The organism is Rothia mucilaginosa, from assembly GCF_964211445.1.
GTDB lineage: Bacteria > Actinomycetota > Actinomycetes > Actinomycetales > Micrococcaceae > Rothia > Rothia mucilaginosa_E.
The window spans coordinates 1-17,666 of record NZ_CAXOQT010000006.1 but is presented as its reverse complement, the minus strand read 5'-3'; the positions used below and the strand labels follow the sequence as shown (position 1 = coordinate 17,666).

General features: G+C 57.3%; 13 protein-coding genes, 3 tRNA genes and 2 rRNA genes. 2 read left to right on the top strand and 16 right to left on the bottom strand.

Annotation, left to right across the window (positions count from 1 at the left end; translation table 11 throughout):
- Positions 1-85: 85 nt before the first annotated feature.
- Positions 86-421, top strand: coding sequence for a hypothetical protein (locus AB8E48_RS02350; protein ID WP_049345994.1), 336 nt, complete (start codon positions 86-88; stop codon positions 419-421).
- A gap of 259 nt (positions 422-680) precedes the next feature.
- On the opposite strand, the gene rrf (AB8E48_RS02345) is transcribed toward AB8E48_RS02350, so the two are convergent.
- The 16 genes from rrf (AB8E48_RS02345) to dnaA form a co-directional block, all read right to left on the bottom strand.
- Positions 681-797: ribosomal RNA gene (rrf, locus tag AB8E48_RS02345) — 5S ribosomal RNA — on the bottom strand.
- Positions 798-800: 3 nt separating this feature from the next.
- A tRNA-Ala gene (locus AB8E48_RS02340) sits at positions 801-873 on the bottom strand.
- Between the two features lie 90 nt (positions 874-963).
- Entirely contained in the window at positions 964-2,163 is a 1,200-nt protein-coding gene (locus tag AB8E48_RS02335; protein WP_368885628.1) for an acetamidase, read from the bottom strand.
- A 206-nt stretch (positions 2,164-2,369) separates the two neighbouring features.
- Complete coding sequence (locus tag AB8E48_RS02330; protein ID WP_368885627.1) at positions 2,370-2,822, bottom strand: DUF3349 domain-containing protein; 453 nt, start codon at positions 2,820-2,822, stop codon at positions 2,370-2,372.
- A 50-nt stretch (positions 2,823-2,872) separates the two neighbouring features.
- Positions 2,873-3,166 carry a hypothetical protein gene (locus tag AB8E48_RS02325; protein ID WP_314658192.1) on the bottom strand — a complete coding sequence of 98 codons (294 nt, stop codon included), beginning with the start codon at positions 3,164-3,166 and terminating at the stop codon, positions 2,873-2,875.
- Positions 3,167-3,180: 14 nt separating this feature from the next.
- Entirely contained in the window at positions 3,181-4,410 is a 1,230-nt protein-coding gene (locus AB8E48_RS02320; RefSeq protein WP_368885626.1) for an anion permease, read from the bottom strand.
- Positions 4,411-4,936: 526 nt separating this feature from the next.
- A 5S ribosomal RNA gene (gene rrf / locus AB8E48_RS02315) occupies positions 4,937-5,053 on the bottom strand.
- A 3-nt stretch (positions 5,054-5,056) separates the two neighbouring features.
- Positions 5,057-5,129 (bottom strand) — tRNA-Ala (locus tag AB8E48_RS02310).
- 145 nt (positions 5,130-5,274) lie between these two features.
- Positions 5,275-5,348: transfer RNA gene (locus AB8E48_RS02305), tRNA-Ile, on the bottom strand.
- Between the two features lie 185 nt (positions 5,349-5,533).
- Complete coding sequence (locus AB8E48_RS02300) at positions 5,534-6,130, bottom strand: DUF3566 domain-containing protein (RefSeq protein WP_005508012.1); 597 nt, start codon at positions 6,128-6,130, stop codon at positions 5,534-5,536.
- Positions 6,130-8,760, bottom strand: a complete 2,631-nt coding sequence (gene gyrA, locus AB8E48_RS02295) for a DNA gyrase subunit A (protein WP_314667667.1) — start codon at positions 8,758-8,760, stop codon at positions 6,130-6,132. Before gyrA ends, AB8E48_RS02300 begins: the two co-directional genes overlap by 1 nt.
- A gap of 79 nt (positions 8,761-8,839) precedes the next feature.
- Positions 8,840-10,870 carry a DNA topoisomerase (ATP-hydrolyzing) subunit B gene (gene gyrB / locus AB8E48_RS02290; protein ID WP_368885625.1) on the bottom strand — a complete coding sequence of 677 codons (2,031 nt, stop codon included), beginning with the start codon at positions 10,868-10,870 and terminating at the stop codon, positions 8,840-8,842.
- Positions 10,871-11,312: 442 nt separating this feature from the next.
- Positions 11,313-12,008: a DUF721 domain-containing protein gene (locus AB8E48_RS02285; protein ID WP_368885624.1), complete on the bottom strand. Its 696-nt coding sequence runs from the start codon at positions 12,006-12,008 to the stop codon at positions 11,313-11,315.
- Positions 12,001-13,230, bottom strand: coding sequence for a DNA replication/repair protein RecF (recF, locus tag AB8E48_RS02280; RefSeq protein ID WP_368885623.1), 1,230 nt, complete (start codon positions 13,228-13,230; stop codon positions 12,001-12,003). Before recF ends, AB8E48_RS02285 begins: the two co-directional genes overlap by 8 nt.
- Positions 13,231-13,342: 112 nt before the next feature.
- A complete protein-coding gene (gene dnaN / locus AB8E48_RS02275) occupies positions 13,343-14,467 on the bottom strand; it encodes a DNA polymerase III subunit beta (protein WP_070832493.1) in 1,125 nt (374 codons plus the stop codon).
- 788 nt (positions 14,468-15,255) lie between these two features.
- Positions 15,256-16,962, bottom strand: coding sequence for a chromosomal replication initiator protein DnaA (gene dnaA, locus AB8E48_RS02270; RefSeq protein WP_368885622.1), 1,707 nt, complete (start codon positions 16,960-16,962; stop codon positions 15,256-15,258).
- Between the two features lie 570 nt (positions 16,963-17,532).
- On the opposite strand from dnaA, the gene rpmH reads away from it, so the two are divergent.
- A partial coding sequence (gene rpmH / locus AB8E48_RS02265) for a 50S ribosomal protein L34 (protein ID WP_049332235.1) occupies positions 17,533-17,666 on the top strand: 134 nt, incomplete at its 3' end.

Here is a 17,666-nt window from a genome sequence, read left to right as displayed (position 1 = left end):
GAATTGAATATCCTGAGAGGTGAACACTACGCGTACGGCGGTATTTTCTGGTCGCCGGCGCATTTCAACCGATGGAGGTCACCCCATGTTCTGCTGCAAGAAGCGTAAGGCACGCAAGGCTGCTAAGGCTCAGGCTGTTGTCTCTTCCCTGGCTGCTGTTGAGTCCGCGCTGGAAGGCAAGACCGCTGAGATGTTCGCTGAGAAGCTGACCGGCAACAAGAAGGCCCTGAAGAAGGCTCGTAAGGCTACCGCGAAGACCGTTCGCGCCGCTGAGAAGGAACTGGCTCGTATTGAGCGTAACGGCGGCAAGCGCCCCCGTAAGGGCCTGGCATTCCTGGGTCTGCTGGTTGCTCTGGGTGTTGCAGGCGCAGCAGCTTACAACGCAGCTCGTCCCGTGGAGGATCCCTGGAAGAACGCATAAGCGTTCCGCGTATCTTTTTCTCTAAGGCTTTCTGAGGCGCCGCTGGCGGCGTGAGGGAGCGCTTTCTGAGGAATAGCCGCCCGCTAGAGTTTCTGCTCTGGCGGGCGGCTATTTATTTTGGGTGTTTTCTTGGTTTTTGGATGGGGAGAGAGGAGACGCTGTAGCTAGAGCGCTAACCTTCCCCGGGTATCCCCTTGATATTTCCCGGATATACAAAGAACCCCATGTCTTTCGACATGGGGTTCTCGGTTCAAAAATAAACCGGCGATGACCTACTCTCCCACACCCACAAAAGTGCAGTACCATCGGCGCGAAGAGTCTTAGCTTCTGGGTTCGGAATGGAACCAGGCGTTTCCCTCTTGCTATAATCACCGGAAAGTGGAGGCGAGGGGACTCGAACCCCTAACCCTCTGCTTGCAAAGCAGATGCGCTACCAATTGCGCCACGCCCCCGCGGTGCTTTACTAGTCTATAACACCTTTTGTAGCTTTACCAAATCCTCAGGCACATTTTTTTAGTTAGACCCATCACACCCCGAGAGGGTTAGGAAATAACTTCGCCCGGCACCGTCGCCTCACGCTTCGAAATCGCCTGCAGGGGGCCGCTCACTTCCTGCAGATACTTACGAACCGCGGTGCGTTGCGCCTCCTTCGCGGACTCTTCCTTCGATTCCGGCGCCTTGAAACCCAGCTTGAAGGCGTCCCACTGGCTCGCCGACGGATATTCCTCACGGGCATTCCACACCAGTGAGAACGAAGCCAGGGTATTCAGCTCCTTCCTCGTGGCGGCCTTCGACAGCACATCAGCCACCGTTGCCACACGCGAAGACTCCGCAACACTCACCGAGATCTTCGACTGCGCGCCCGAAGGCAGGGTCAGCGCCTTCTCCGGAGCCAACTGAATATTCAGGTGAATCTGCTGCACCTGCTCATTCTTCAGATCCAGCTCAGCCAGCGCGCGGAAGCGCTTCATCAGGGACTCATAGTTCTCATCAATCACGACGGCGTTCAGGCGCAGCTCATCCGCCAGCAGGCCCACCTGAGCGTAGCTAGCTGTAGTACCCAGCACCGCGTTAGCGGTCAGCACCTTCAGCCACTGCTCTTCCTTCAGAGTTGCCGAATCATTGACGCGCAGTGGGCCCACCGGCGCATCCGTGGCGGTGTTGGCAACGTTCTGCGGGTCATTCGCCGAGTCCACGCCGCCATAGGTGACGCTCAGCCGGTGCAAAGAACCGTAGACAGACAGGTTCGTCAGCGCCGTAGCTGCCGCCACCAAATCGGCTTGTGCCGCCTCCGTGAGGGAGAAAGAACCCACCAGACGCAGATCCTGCTCAGTACGCCCCTTACCCACATAGATACGCCCCAGCGACTCAATCTTCAGGTAGCGGGTATCGATGTTTTCGCGAACCAGACGCTCACGACGCGCCAGCAGCTTCTCGTTAGAAACAACCACCGCAGCGTCCTCACCCAGAACACCGGTCGCGGCAATCTGAGGCATCGCGGCAAGCACCCCGGCGGCAGCAATCACGCCACCGGTCAGAAGCAGGGAACGGCGGGGAACCACGAGGCGGCGCGCCTGCTCGGCAATAGCCTCTTTAGCGGCATCTACGCGGGGTGAAGAGCCCTTAGCGGAGGATTCCTCATCGGCGACGGGTGCCTCCTCAGAAACGCCCTGAGAGGGTTCTTGAGTGGAAGCATCGGGAATGTGAGAGTTCTCGGGTTCAGGAGTAGGTGAAGAAGACACAGAATCTCCATGATGTAGGGCGAGCGCACAGCCCACCGGCGGTTTGAGGGAGTGAAGTCCCTCTAGAATACCGCCCGCACCTATGCACGGGCGGGCAACCCGCGGCACATCCATCGGAGGGCATAAAGAAAACCTATGGGGTGGACTTCAGTCCACCCCATAGGTCACAAGCTTCATGAGAGTTCTCAACTCTCACAGCAGGCTATTTAGTCGTCCTGCGTAGCAGTAGCATTCGGAGCCGGAATATTAGCCGACTCAGCAGCCAACTCGGCGATACGAATCTCACCGGTCGTCGGATCATCGTAGGTCACGTACTCGGTACCGCCAGCCGTAGGCTCAGCGTCCTCGTTCACGTGGTTCTCCGCAATCAGGAAGCCGTGCGCACCAAGAATCTTAGCGACGCGGTCAATATCCTGCGGGGTCGGGGTATGATCCACCACTCGACGAATGTACTCGTTAATGCGCTGGTCACTCACGTACGCCTCACCACGGGCAGCACGAGACTGCATGAGCTGGCGAACAACTTCCTGCAGCTGCTCATCGGTCAGACGCATCTTCAAAATAGCCATCACTGCCGCGCGGTCCTGCACCGGAACATCCTTGGGATACCCGACGCTCAGCCAGTCGATTACTCGAGAGATCATGCTCTTATCAGGCATCGAGCCCCTCCTTCGAAGCAGTCATCATATGCAATTTAGTGTTCACGGGATTAGTGGCCTCCACCGGTTACGCCGAAGATATTCCAGCCGAAAGTGTGGTCGATAAAGTCCTTAGCGACCCAGAGAATACCGATGATTACGATTGCTACGATAATAGCAAAAATGCAGAATGCGGCAATCTTCGCCACCGTTCCCGGAGGCTCAATTTCAACGAGCTTACCGTCCGCAGTGTACTCGGTACGGCCAGCCATCATACGCAGGCCCAGCGCGTAGAGCGCCGGAAGGCCCGCACCAAAGAACAAGCCGGCAATCAGTACCGGAATAACCTTGTTCACAATGTCCATCAGATATTCCACGGCTACGAACCTGCTTTCTCGGTAGCAAGGGTCTGAGCTTCTGCGGATGCCTCGGCGCTGGTGACTGCAGCGCCTTCCTTTTCATCCCAGTCGCCAGTCACGTTCGAAGCGTCAATGTTGTCCTTCTGGGAGTGACGCCACATCAGGAAGCAGAAGATCACCAGCAGAGCAAACACGGTCATTTCGCCAATGAACTGGGTGCCGGTCAGAGCGTTCAGGCCGTGACCAATCAACCAGGTCAGAGCACCCACAATCGCGGCAGCCGGCAGGGTAATCAGCCAAGCAACCACCATGCGGCCCGCAACAGACCAGCGCACCTCAGCACCCTTACGACCCAGGCCACTACCCAGAATCGAACCGGACGCCACGTGAGTGGTCGACAGAGCCATACCGAAGTGGGACGAGGTCAGAATAATCGCAGCGGATGCACCGTCAGCAGCAACACCCTGCGGGGTATCCACCTCGACGATGCCCTTACCGAGGGTGCGGATAATGCGCCAACCGCCCAGGTAAGTACCCAGAGCAATCGCGAGCGCACAGCTAGCCTTCACCCAAAAGGGGATTGCATCATCGTTGCTCAGAGTGCCCGAAGCAACCAGAGCCAGGAAGATCACGCCCATGGTCTTCTGCGCATCGTTGGTACCGTGCGCCAGAGACATCAGGGACGCGGTCGCAACCTGTCCCTTGCGGAAGCCGCCGTGCTTACGATCGTCAGCCACCGGAGCAGCAATACGGTAGACCAGCCAGGTGCCGGTTGCCGCCACAATAGCCGCAATAACGGGGGAGAGAACCGCGGGAACAATAATCTTGGACAGAACGCCCATCCACTGCACACCGTCGAAGCCGATAGCGACAATAGCCGAACCAATCAGGCCACCGAACAGAGCGTGCGACGAGGAAGAGGGCAGACCCAGAAGCCAGGTCAAAACGTTCCAGAGGATACCGCCCACCAGGCCAGTAAAGACGATAAGCATCAGCGCCGGGCCATCCGTTGTTACATCGATACGGTCCAGGTTCACGATGCCGCTACCGACCGAACGCGCCACCTCAACAGAGAGGAACGCGCCAACGAGGTTCAGGGACGCAGACAACGCCACGGCGGTCTTAGGCTTCAGCGCACCGGTCGCAATGGAAGTTGCCATCGCGTTACCGGTGTCGTGGAAGCCATTCGTAAAGTCGAAGGCGAGCGCGGTAAGCACCACGATCACGAGAATAATGAGTTCTGTAGTCACAAGAAAATTATCTGTCGGTTTTCGTGAAATCTAAAGTATTCCGAATTAACACGAAATAACAGATAAACCCACAGTATTGAGCGGGTTTTCGTGAGGGTTTTGCCGCAGAGACCATATTCTAGGGGCAATAATCCCGATATTCCGCGGCAAAAAGGGTGCACCTACCGGAATGCTTAAGTTGGTTTATGTGGCTTATGCGAGAGTGTGGGAGAGAGGGGCGATTATATCCATCAAGCGGCTAAAGTGTGTTCACCAAGTGTTCACTTTCAGGAACCTCCCAGCTTTCTTTTTTGTGACACACCTTTATTATTCAGACCTCATTTGACCCCTCAAACTACTCACGCCGGGTAACCATGTGGGTTTTAGTAACAGCGCACGCCCCAATCATCGGAGAGAGCTGAAGGCGCATCCGAAAGCCCTGCAGCATACGCAACGCATCGGCTTTACAAGGTATCTACAACGATTCAAAACAATAGATATAACAAAAGACCCCGCATCTTTCGATACGGGGTCTTTCTCAAAAATAAACCGGCGATGACCTACTCTCCCACACCCACAAAAGTGCAGTACCATCGGCGCGAAGAGTCTTAGCTTCTGGGTTCGGAATGGAGCCAGGCGTTTCCCTCTTGCTATAATCACCGGAAAGTGGAGGCGAGGGGACTCGAACCCCTAACCCTCTGCTTGCAAAGCAGATGCGCTACCAATTGCGCCACGCCCCCGTCTCAGCGGAAAACCACTGTTTAGTTATTTTTCCAAGCCTTTACGACTTCATTGCTCTGATACTTTTTCAAGACCATCACAGTGACACACGAAAGAACAGCAAGAATCAATAATTTCTTCATTATTGCCTTTCATAGTGTGGAGTGGGCGTACCAAGAATCGAACTTGGGACCTCTTCGTTATCAGCGAAGCGCTCTAACCGTCTGAGCTATACGCCCTCCTTCTGCGGAATTTCTTCCGTAGAACGAGATATAACTATACAGGTGTTTGAAGGTAACACCAAATCGAAAAAGCATGTTCTGCATCACATTTACTGCTGCGAGGTTCCTAGGCATACAGAACGGGCGGCACCACCTCCATCCAGAGGGGCACCGCCCGCACACAAAGCTCAAAAAGCTACAAACTAGGACTCATCGCTCAGAGTCAAGGTCACGCCACCAACCAGCTTCGCAGCCAGGTTGTACAGAATCGCGCCAATCATACCCAGCAGAGTAAAGACCACAGTGTTGACCACAGCAAAAATAGTAGTCACCAAAGCAACCTGACCCAGCGAAATCATCTGCGAAATATCCACAGTGGTCGAACCGGTACCCAGCGAGCTAATCAGCTGGTTCACACCGGTAAACGCGCCAGAAGCCTGCAGGAACAGCCACAGAATTACCGACGCCACGACGGTCACGATACCCAAGGCAATAGACAGCAGGAAGATCAGCTTAGCAACCGACCACGTATCAACCTTCTGAACCACCAGACGCGCACGACGGATCTTCGAACGCGGTGCAGGACGCACCAGCTGACGGCGCGAGCCAGTAGGACGCTTAGCGTTCACAGGGCGCTTACCGGCAGGACGCTTAGCGGTACCGCCAGGACGGGCCTGGCCCGAACGTGCCTGAGCCGGGCGACGCGCGCCAGCCTTAGCCGCACCCGAAGACTTAGATGCACCAGCCGACGCCGAACGCTGTGCCGACGCAGGAGAGGAGCTCGCGGGAGTGCTGCTCATTAGTTACCTCCAGTAGCGGTGAGATCGGCAGCCGCCGCTTCACCCTCGTTGTCCGAACCGGGCGCCTCAGAAGACTCCGAAGCCTCGGTGTTCTCAGTGGTTTCATCGTCGCTATCATCCAGCTGACGATCCTGGTTGCGTGCAACACCAATAATAGAATCGCCCTTACCGGGCTTTGCAAAGATAACACCCATAGTATCGCGTCCCTTCGCAGGAACCTCATTCACATTCGAACGAACGACCTTACCGCTGGCCATAACCACCAGCACCTCGTCCTCTTCGTCCACAATGAGGCCACCCACCAGGGCGCCACGATCCTCAACTAGCTTAGCAACCTTAATGCCGAAACCGTTACGGCCCTGCACGCGGTACTCATCCACGCTCGTACGCTTCGCGTAACCGCCCTCAGTGACCACGAAGACGAAGGAGCCCTCAGTAACCACGTTCGCAGAAATCAGCTCATCGCCGTCACGGAACTTCATACCGGTCACACCCGAGGTCGAACGACCCATCGGACGCAGCGACGCATCATCAGCATGGAAGCGCAGCGACATACCGTTACGCGACACCAGCAGAATATCGTCCTTCGCCGAGACAGTGAACGCCGAAACAACCTCATCACCCTCACGCAGGTTAATCGCAATCAGGCCGGCAGTACGGTTCGTATCGTAATCGCTCAGGCGGCTCTTCTTCACCATGCCGCCGCGAGTAGCAAGCACCAGGTACTCAGCATCGTCGTAGCTCTTCAGCTCCATGACCTGAGCAATATGCTCACCACCCTGGAACTCCAGCAGGTTCGCAATATGTTGACCCTTCGCATCGCGGCCAGCTTCCTGCAGCTCGTAACCCTTCGCGCGGTACACGCGGCCCAGGTTCGTGAAGAACAGAATCCAGCTGTGCGTGGTCGTCACGAAGAAGTGCTCCACCACATCGTCACCGCGCAGCGAGGCACCCTTAATGCCCTTACCGCCGCGGTGCTGGCTACGGTACTGATCACTGCGGGTGCGCTTAATGTAGCCGCCGCGAGTAATCGTCACCACGACCTCCTCCTCCGGGATGAGGTCTTCCATGGACATGTCGCCGTTGTAGCCGTACATAATCTGGGTGCGACGCTCATCGCCGTAGCGGTTCACAATCTCGCCCAGCTCCTCAGAGATAATCTCGCGCTGGCGAGTCTCCGAAGCAATAATCGCGTTGTACTCAGCGATCATGCGCATCAGCTCATCGTGGCGATCCTGAATCTTCTGACGCTCCAAAGCAGCCAGACGACGCAACTGCATGTTCAGAATTGCCTGAGCCTGAGCCTCATCAATCTGCAGGAACTCCATCAGGCCGCTACGCGCCTCATCAGCGGTGGGGGAGCGGCGGATCAGGGCAATAACCTCATCCAGAGCATCCAGAGCCTTCAGCAGGCCGCGCAGGATGTGCGCCTCTTCCTCCGCCTGACGCAGACGGTAACGGGTACGACGAACGATAACGTCCATCTGGTGATCCACCCAGTGGCGCACAAACGCGTCCAGGGACAGGGTACGCGGCACGCCATCAACAATGGCGAGCATGTTCGCGGAGAAGTTCTCCTGCAGCTGGGTGTGCTTGTACAGGTTGTTCAGCACAACCTTCGGGGAAGCATCGCGCTTGAGCACAATCACCAGGCGCTGACCGGTACGACCCGAAGTCTCATCGCGCAAATCGGCGATGCCGGTGACCTTACCGTCCTTGATGAGCTCAGCAATCTTAATCGCCAGGTTATCCGGGTTCGCCTGGTACGGCAGCTCGGTGACCACCAGGCAGGTGCGACCGTGGATTTCCTCCACGTTGACCACCGCGCGCATGGTGATGGAGCCGCGGCCGGTGCGGTACGCATCCTCAATGCCCTTGGTGCCCAGAATCTGCGCACCGGTCGGGAAGTCCGGGCCCTTAATGCGAGCCATCAGAGCGTTCAGCAGCTCCTCATTGGTCGCGTGCGGGTTCTTCAAGAACCACTCCACACCCTCAGCAACCTCACGCAGGTTGTGCGGCGGGATATTGGTCGCCATACCCACAGCAATACCCGAAGAACCATTCACCAGCAGGTTCGGGATGCGTGCGGGCAGAACGGTCGGCTCCAGGGACTTTCCATCGTAGTTCGGCTGGAAATCAACGGTGTCCTCGTTGATGTCGCGCACCATCTCCAGGGCGATGGGCGCCATCTTAGTCTCGGTGTATCGAGGCGCCGCAGCACCGTCGTTACCGGGAGAACCGAAGTTACCCTGCCCCAGAGCCAGCGGGTAACGCATAATCCAGCTCTGAATCAGACGCACCAGAGTGTCGTAGATAGCGCTATCGCCGTGGGGGTGGAACTGACCCATCACGTCACCGACCACGCGGGCGCACTTGTTGAAGGCGCGGTCCGGGCGGTAGCCACCGTCGTACATCGCGTAAATCACGCGGCGGTGCACGGGCTTCAGACCGTCACGCACATCCGGCAGGGCTCGACCGATAATAACGGCCATTGCGTAGTCCAGGTAGGAGCGCTGCATTTCGGTCTGCAGGTCCACCTGTTCAATGTGACCGTGGTGGTCTACATTTTCAGCGCCACCGTTGCTGACGACGTCAACCTCAGTGGATTTATTCTGCTGTTCTTCGCTCATTACTTTCTCATTCCTCAATGACTCGCTCGGCTATATAGCTCACTTGACATATTCCCTATGGGGCATATGCCGTTTCGTGCTAGATATCGAGGAATCGAATGTCCTTTGCGTTCTGCTGGATAAACTCACGACGAGCCTCAACGTCCTCACCCATCAGAACAGAGAAGATCTGGTCAGCAGCAGCTGCATCCTCCATCTTCACCTGAAGCAGGGTACGACGAGCCGGATCCATGGTGGTGTCCCACAGCTCGGTGTAGTCCATCTCGCCCAGACCCTTGTAACGCTGAATGCCGTTATCCTTAGGCAGGCGCAGGTTCTTCGCTGCACCACGAGCCAGAGCCTCATCACGCTCAGCGTCCGAGTACACGTAGTCGTGCGGAGCGTTCGACCACTTAATGCGGTACAGCGGCGGCTGAGCCAGGTACACGTAGCCAGCCTCAATCAGCGGACGCATGAAGCGGAAGAGCAGGGTCAGCAACAGGGTCGTAATGTGCTGGCCGTCGACGTCCGCATCCGCCATCAGAACAATCTTGTGGTAGCGCGCCTTCTCAATATCGAAGTCGTCGCCAATGCCGGTACCGAAGGCGGTAATCATTGCCTGGATTTCAGCATTGGACAGGGCACGGTCCAGGCGAGCACGCTCAACGTTCAGGATCTTACCGCGCAACGGCAGAATCGCCTGGGTATTCGGGTTACGACCCTGCACCGCCGAGCCACCTGCAGAGTCACCCTCCACCAGGTAAATCTCAGAGATCGACGGATCCTTCGAGGAGCAGTCCTTGAGCTTACCGGGCATGGAGCTGGTCTCCAACAGGCCCTTACGGCGGGTGGTCTCGCGAGCCTTACGGGCTGCGATACGCGCCTGAGCGGCGGTGATTGCGCGGCGAACGATATCCTTCGCCACCGCGGGGTTACGGCCGAACCAGTCACTGAGGTGGTCGTTCACCTCGCGCTGGGTGAAGGACTTCGCTTCAGAGTTACCCAGCTTGGTCTTGGTCTGACCCTCGAACTGCGGCTCAGAAATCTTAATCGAAATGACCGCGGTCAGACCCTCACGTACGTCTTCACCGGTGAGGTTATCGTCCTTATCGCGCAACAGCTTGTTCTCGCGCGCGTAACGGTTCACCAGCGAGGTCAGAGCGGCACGGAAACCCTCTTCGTGGGTACCACCCTCGTGGGTGTTAATCGTGTTCGCGTACGAGTAGACCGATTCCTTGTACGCGCCGGTCCACTGCATCGCAACTTCCAGGCTCATGTTGCGCTCAGTGTCTTCGGACTCGAAGGAGACAATCTCCTCATTCACAATGGTCTTCGCGCCAGCGTTGAGGAAGTGCACGTAGTCGAACAGGCCGTTGTCGTAACGGTAAGTGACGGTCGTGAAACCCTTAGCGTTCGCACGCACGCGGTTGAGAATGTTTTCCTTCTCCTCTTCGGCTACCTCGTCACCGGTGAACTTCTCGCGCTCATCGGTCAGAGTGATGGTCAGGCCCTTGTTCAGGAACGCCATCTGCTGGAAACGCGCACGCAGAGTCTCAAAGTCGAACTCGACGGTCTCGAAAATCTCCGGATCCGGGTAGAACGTCTGAATAGTACCGGTCTTATCGGAAGGCTCACCGCGGCGCAGAGGACCATCGGGCACACCGCCGTTCGAGAAGGAAATATGCCACGCGTAGCCCTGACGGTGCACCTCGGTAATCACACGGGTAGACAGCGCGTTCACCACGGAAATACCCACACCGTGCAGACCACCGGAAACCGAGTAGCCGCCACCGCCGAACTTACCGCCAGCATGCAGCACGGTCATAACAACCTCAACGGTGGACTTGTGCTCGGTGGGGTGCTCATCCACGGGAATGCCGCGGCCATCGTCCTCTACGCGAACAGCGCCGTCAGCCTGAATGGTCACGTCAATTTTGGAGGCGTAACCGGCGAGCGCTTCGTCGACCGAGTTATCTACGACCTCGTAGACCAGGTGGTGCAGACCGCGTTCAGTGGTCGAGCCAATGTACATGCCGGGGCGCTTGCGAACCGCTTCCAGACCTTCCAGCACGGTAATATCGGATGCACCGTATTCATGCTGCTGTTCAGATGCATTCTGTTCAGATGCCACGAGGCAGAACTCCTTGAGTAGATGATGCAACCGGCGAAGAAGAACTGCGGGCAGCTCAGAGGGGAGCCTAGAACACCTCACGAAGGGCACCAGAAAGTGCCTGCACAACCCGCGTTGCCGGTGGTGCCCATAGGTGGGCACACTTTACGCATTGTCTCTTTTATTTTACCGAGCAAGAGAGCATAAAACCATCTACATACGTCACATATTGAGCTTTTTTGGGTACTACCACCCGCTCAAAAGCCCGCAAAGGCGGTTTAGAGTGCTTCAACCCCCTCTCGAGGTGGGGGGTACGGTTCACCACTTCGTGGGGGTTGCCGGCGATTCTAAAGCTTTCATAGCGTGCAGAAAAGGGGCACGTTTTATGCAACGTGCCCCAATGTCTCTGTTTCCTGTCGGCGGCAATGCGATGCAGTGACGCGATGCGCTCACCGGGATGCGCCTACCCGTAGGTATCGCGAACTCCGCGCATGCCGGTGGCACGGCGATAGCCTCGCTGGCTCCAGCGCCCGTTATTCGGACCCAGTACACGGACCTGAGCCACTACACCCTCGCCCAGTTCCCGGCGAAAAAGCTCGATGAGGTGACCGTGCATCAGGCGCAGCTGCGTGGTCCAGGCGGTAGAGTCACACTGAACTTCAACAATGGAGTTTTCAAAGCTGATCGGACGGGTGTGTGCGGCAATTTCCGGACCGACCAGCTCAGCCCAGCGAGCCAGCACACTCGAGACCGCCACGGGCTCTTTCCAGCCGCGAGAACGAATGAGGGCACTGACAATGCCACCGAGGGGTTTAGGGTCGCGAGAGCTCTCCCCGGGGCCGCTATAGCCGCCCATAACGCGGGGATCCCATCCCTGCGCTCGCCGCGATTTCTTCTTCGAGGCAGTACCGGACATGACCGCGCCGAAATCGCGCATGATTTTATTCGCAGAGAAGGCGTTGAGAGGCGCTTCGCCACGTTCCTGAGCCGCCACGCGCATACGGGTCAGTAGGGCGGAGGGGGCGTCCACCTCATCGCGGTAGAACTCGCCCACGCTATCAACCTCGCGCGGGTTTTGCGGCTCCGTAAACTGCGGTTCCGCAAACTCGTCGAATGTTTCACGTGAAACATACTCGGAAGGGCGGGCAGGGTTACTCATCGCCGCCACCCTCCGCGAGCGCCGATGCAGTCGACCCCTCGCTATCCGCAGTAGCAACGGCAGGCTGCGCATACTCGGCATGACCCGCCGTCACCGACACCAGGCGGTAGTCACCCAGCTCCTCCGGAATATCGCTCAGCACCGCGCAGGTAATGAGCACCTGCTCCGCATCAGCAACCATCGCACCCAGGCGGTGGCGGCGCGCAGAATCCAGCTCCGCAAACACATCATCAAGAATCAGAATCGGCGAAGAACCCGCCGAGGAATCATCCTCAACATGCACAAACCAGGACGCCAGCTTCAGCGCCAGAGCAAAAGACCAGCTCTCGCCGTGCGACGCGAAATGCTTCACCGGCATACCGCCGAGCAGCAGAGTAATATCCTCACGATGCGGACCCACCAGAGTCACGCCGCGCTCAATCTCATCGCTCCGACGCTCCGCAAAACCGCGCATCAAAGCCTCCTTGAGGTCCTCGATGCGCATCAGTGCCGCGTGCTCGATTGAGCGCTCGCCCATGCTCGAAAAAACAGTCGACTCATAGTTGAAACCGACTTCCTTTGAGCCGTCCGTCAACCCCGCGTAGGCGCGGCGAAGCTGCGGCAAAAAGCGCTGCAGCAGGCGAAAACGCGCAGAAAGAAGCTGAGCGCCCAGGGTCGATAGCTGCTCATCCCAAACAGCCAGGGTACTCAAAGCGTTCTCGTCCCGAGCCTTACGCTGCATGGATTTCAGCAGCGAATTGCGCTGACGCAAAATCCGCTCATACTCGCTACGATACCCGGCAACCACCGGACGCAAAGAGGTCGCCAGCTCATCCACAAAACGGCGACGACCCGCCGGATCGCCCTTCACCAACTGCAAATCCTCCGGGGAGAACAGCACCGTGCGGGCAATACCCAGTGCCTCCTTTGCACGCACCGGCGCGGCACGATTAATGCGCACGCGGTTACTCTGCCCCGGAGCAATCTCAAACTCGGTCACCGTCTGCTGCGAACCGCGCACCGTACGGGTGCGAATATAGGCGCGCGAAGCACCCATCCGCACCAGCGGCCCATCATGGCTCACACGGTGCGAAGACAGAGACGCCGCATAGTCAATCGCCTCAACAATATTGGTTTTACCCACACCATTAGAACCCAGAAACACCGTGACCCCCGCCGAAAGAGGCAGGCTCAGCAGAGCGTAGGTGCGGTAATCCAACAACGAAATATGGTCAATATACACCGGTGCGGCTCCTTTCGTGCGGTTCGGTTGGGGTGGGTACGGGCGGGCAGAAAGCACAGCCCCGCGGACTTCCTTGGGCAGAACCTTGGGAGGCGCGCGGGGCGGCTAGCTACTAGTTCGAGGGCAGGCGAACCGGCATCAGCAGGTAACGGTAGTTACGGTCGTCCTCAGCCAGAGGCTCATCCTGACCGGAAATCACGGCGGGCTTCGGCGCATCGGTGAAGGAGAAACGCACGAACTCGGTACCGAACACCTTCAAACCATCCGACAGGTATGCGGGGTTGTACGCAACGGTGATGTCTTCACCGGACAGGTGCGCTTGCAGGGTCTCAGAAGCCTGAGCCTCGTCACCGCGGCCGGCATCAATAGCGACCGAACCCTGGGTGAACTTCAGACGCAGGGGAGTGTTACGCTCCGCCACGAGGGAGATACGACGAGCTGCCTCAGCCAAGTCGGAGGTGCGAACCACCGCGTGAATCGGGGTCTGCTCGGGGAACAGTGCACGAATGTTGGGGTAGTCGCCGTCCATCAGAACGCTGGTGGTGCGACGGGTGCCAGCGGCGAAACCAATCAGCTCACCTGCAGCGGGCAGAGCAATAGACAGCTCACCGGAACCGGAGAGGGTGCTACCCACCTCAGAGACGGTCTTAGCCTTCAGCAGCACAGCCGCCTGAACCTCGGGGTTGACCGGGTTCCACTTGATTTCGCGCATAGCCAGGCGGTAGCGGTCGGTGGCGAGCAGGGTCATGGTGTCACCGTTGATTTCCACGCGGATACCGGTCAGCAGAGGCAGAGTCTCATCCTTGGACACCGCAATCTGAACCTGCTTGACGGCCTCAGCGAATTCGGCGCCGTCCACGGTACCGGAAATTTCGGGCAGTTCGGGGAGCTCCGGGTAGTCCACGACAGGCATGCCAGCCAGCTGGAAGTTAGCGGAACGGCAGTGAATACGGATCACGGACTCATCTGCGGTGAACTCGACAGGTGCGTTCGGCAGGGAGCGGCAAATTTCAGCCAGAATCTTGCCGGGAACCAGGCAAACGCCTTCTGCTTCAACGTCAGCTGCGATGACCTGGCGGGCGCTGGTCTCGTGATCGAAGCTTGCGATGCTGACCTCACCTGCGGAGGCGGTAATCAGCAGACCGTTGAGTACGGGGGAGGTGGGACGCAGCGGAAGTGAGCGTGCCGTCCAGCCGACTGCTTCGGCAAGGACATCGCGTTCAACGGTGAATTTCATCGAGAAGGCGCCTTTCACGGAATTGGAGAGTTAGGTTGTGGGCGCACGTAAAGCTTTGGGCGATAGAGCCGGAGATATCGCGTGCTCTGGTGCGCAGTGAATCTTCCGCGCGCGCGTCTATCCATCCTACCGGATTTTGTAATTACACAGAGACTCGAGGGTCGTTCCCGCAGCGAAAAATCGGGTGAGATGAGGCATGTGAGGTCGCTGTATTTTTGTAATTACAAAGAGAGGCGGAAGACGCAGCGAGTCTACTCGAAAACAGGTTCGAACTAGGCGATGGTTCGGTGTTGGTTTCTTTTCTAAACCCAACCCAAGAGAGAGCATGCAGTAACGATGCCAAATCCGCGAAAATCTACGCTTTCAGCAGGGGTATACAGAAAAACCTGAACCAGGCCGGCCGGTCGAGCAGAACTATTTGTTATGAGGAGGATTTTTTCTTTAAGTACAGTAATATTGTTAACGCTTGTGGAAACGGTGGAAAACCCCTTCCTTGCCTGCAATGACGCGGAAGTAGCCTGTGGACATTAAGTGGAAGAATCCACCCTGCACTGAGGATGCATTGTGTATGGATATTTATACATTTCCCTAATTCCACACCTTTTGAATATTCATGCACTTAACGTCCACACGAGCGCATGAGTTAAAGCACAGCTTATCCACACCCCGAAAATTCAGCTTTTCTCACCGCTAAAAATAGCGGATTTCACCAAGACACCCCGCCTCACAGCGAGTAAAACACCTAGTCAAGGCATAAAACATGCTGTAAAGCGGGGAATCTAGAGGCTCTAGCCGGCGGCGCGTTGCTCCTGGCGGATCAAATTCGTCAGCTCAGTAACCTGATTGAAAATCGTCTGACGCTCTGCCATCTGTGCGCTCACCTTACGCACCGCGTGCATCACCGTCGTATGGTCGCGGCCGCCAAGATCGTTGCCAATACGCGGTAGAGACATCTCGGTCAGCTCACGCAGAAGATACATCGCCACCTGGCGCGCATTCGTGAGCGTACGGGTACGCGACTTCGACTGCATATCCTCAATGGACACATCGAAATACTTCGCCACCGTCGCCAAAACCAGCGCCGACGTAATCTCCGCACCACCGGTATCAGAGAGCAAATCCTTCAGATAGGTTTCAGCCTCAGCCAAGGTAATAGGCTCCGGCGGCTTCTTCATCGAGGCGGCAGCGCTCGCACGAATCAGAGCACCCTCCAACTCGCGAATATTGGCCGTGACATGGGAAGCAATGTACTCCATGACGTCATCGCGCACCGGCAAAATCTCGTTCTGAGCCTTCTTCCGCAGAATCGCGATACGAGTCTCCAGCTCCGGAGGCTGCACATCCACATTCAGGCCCGAACCGAAACGCGAACGCATACGCTCAGCGAAACCGGTCAGCTGCTTCGGCGGCAAATCAGAGGTAATCACGATCTGCTTCTGGTGGTTGTACAGGGCGTTAAAGGTATGGAAGAACTCCTCCATCGTCGCCTCTTTGCCCGCCAAGAACTGGATATCGTCAATCAGCAGAACGTCGACATTGCGGTAAATCTGCTTGAATGACGAGCCCTCATCGTCACGAATCGAGTTGATGAAATCGTTCGTGAACTCCTCAGAATTCACGTAGCGCACGCGCAGATTCGGGTACAGGTACTTGGTGTAGTGACCGATTGCGTGCAGTAGGTGGGTCTTGCCCAGACCCGAACCGCCGTAGATGAACAGCGGGTTGTAGACAATGCCGGGCTGCTCCGCCACCGCGAAAGCACTCGCGTGCGCAAAGCGGTTGGACTGGCCAATCACGAAGGTGTCGAAGGTGTAGTTCGGGTTCAGTCGGGCAGAGCTATCCCACGTCGGGACGTTTTCCGGGTCTTCATGCGGATGCACCTGCTGAGACTCCGGTACCGCCGGGGCCTCCGGAACGAAAGTGGGCAGGGGCGCCGGATATTCGCGAGGCGCCGGCGAAGCTGCGGCAGGAGCCGCCGGAGCGGGCTGCTGAGCGGAGGGGAAACCGGCACGTTCCGCCTCCAGAGCCTGCAGGGAGGGGCGGGTGACCTGCTCATCGGCAGGAACCTCGTAGTGATCGGGGCCCGGATGCGGCTCCGTGTAATACTCAAAAGCACGCGAGCCGGTGGGTACCTCGGGATGCGCGGGAACAGTCGGAGCGACTGCAGGAGCCTGCTCAACGTGCGCCTCACGCTCACCCTGGAAAACGTCTTGACTTGCAGGTTCAACCGGAATCATCGACTCATTCACATCGAACAGCGCGGTGGTCGACGGACCAAAAGCCTCGTGCAAAGCCGCACGGAACGAAGCACTAATCTGCTCCTCAAAGACCGCACGAGTGAGCTTATTCGGCACCTCAATGATGAGGCGAGAAGAACCCATCAGTCCCTGAGGCTGCGCAAGATTCACGAAACCACGCTGACGTGCCGTCACCGCCGGATCGGCGGCAAGAATGGAGAGCAGATGCGCCCAGCGCGCCTGAAGAGAGTCGGTCATGAAATTCTTTACTTTCACTCGATGTGAAGCGGTGGCGCAGTAAAGAAATAATGCCGGAAACCACCGCGAGGTCATTAAGATTCTACCCGGTTAATACACAGGTGGAGAAAGTTATCCACAAGAGTTTTCCACACGGTGGAAAACTTGTAATTACAGAAGTGGATAAGCGGTGGATTTAAGTGCATAGCATGGGTTCTTCCTTGATATTCTGCGGAACACTCCTGTAATGCTGGGCTGTGGATAACTCTCCAGTGGGTGAGTGTGAGAGACTGTTGTGCACCGCGGTGGATATCGTGCCACTGTAAATATCCCCAGGTTTGTAGCCTCTGTATCAGGAGCTTCTCCACAACCTACAGCCGCACCGCAACCACCACCTCCACCGCGCAAACGAGCCCGGAATCACGCGGAAAAATACCCCAAGAACTTGATTTACGCCCTCCACTCTTCTAAAGTTGTGCTGTTGTGTGTGCACCGCCTACTGCGAATAGTCGCGGTACCTCCGTGCACCAAGAAGCGTACGGTTCCGATACCCCGTGAGGGCACGAACCGCAAAAATCAAGGAGACAAAGTATGAGCAAGCGTACTTTCCAGCCGAACAACCGCCGTCGCGCTAAGAAGCACGGCTTCCGTCTGCGTATGCGTACCCGTGCAGGCCGCGCGATTCTGTCGAACCGCCGCGGTAAGGGCCGCGCAAAGCTCTCGGC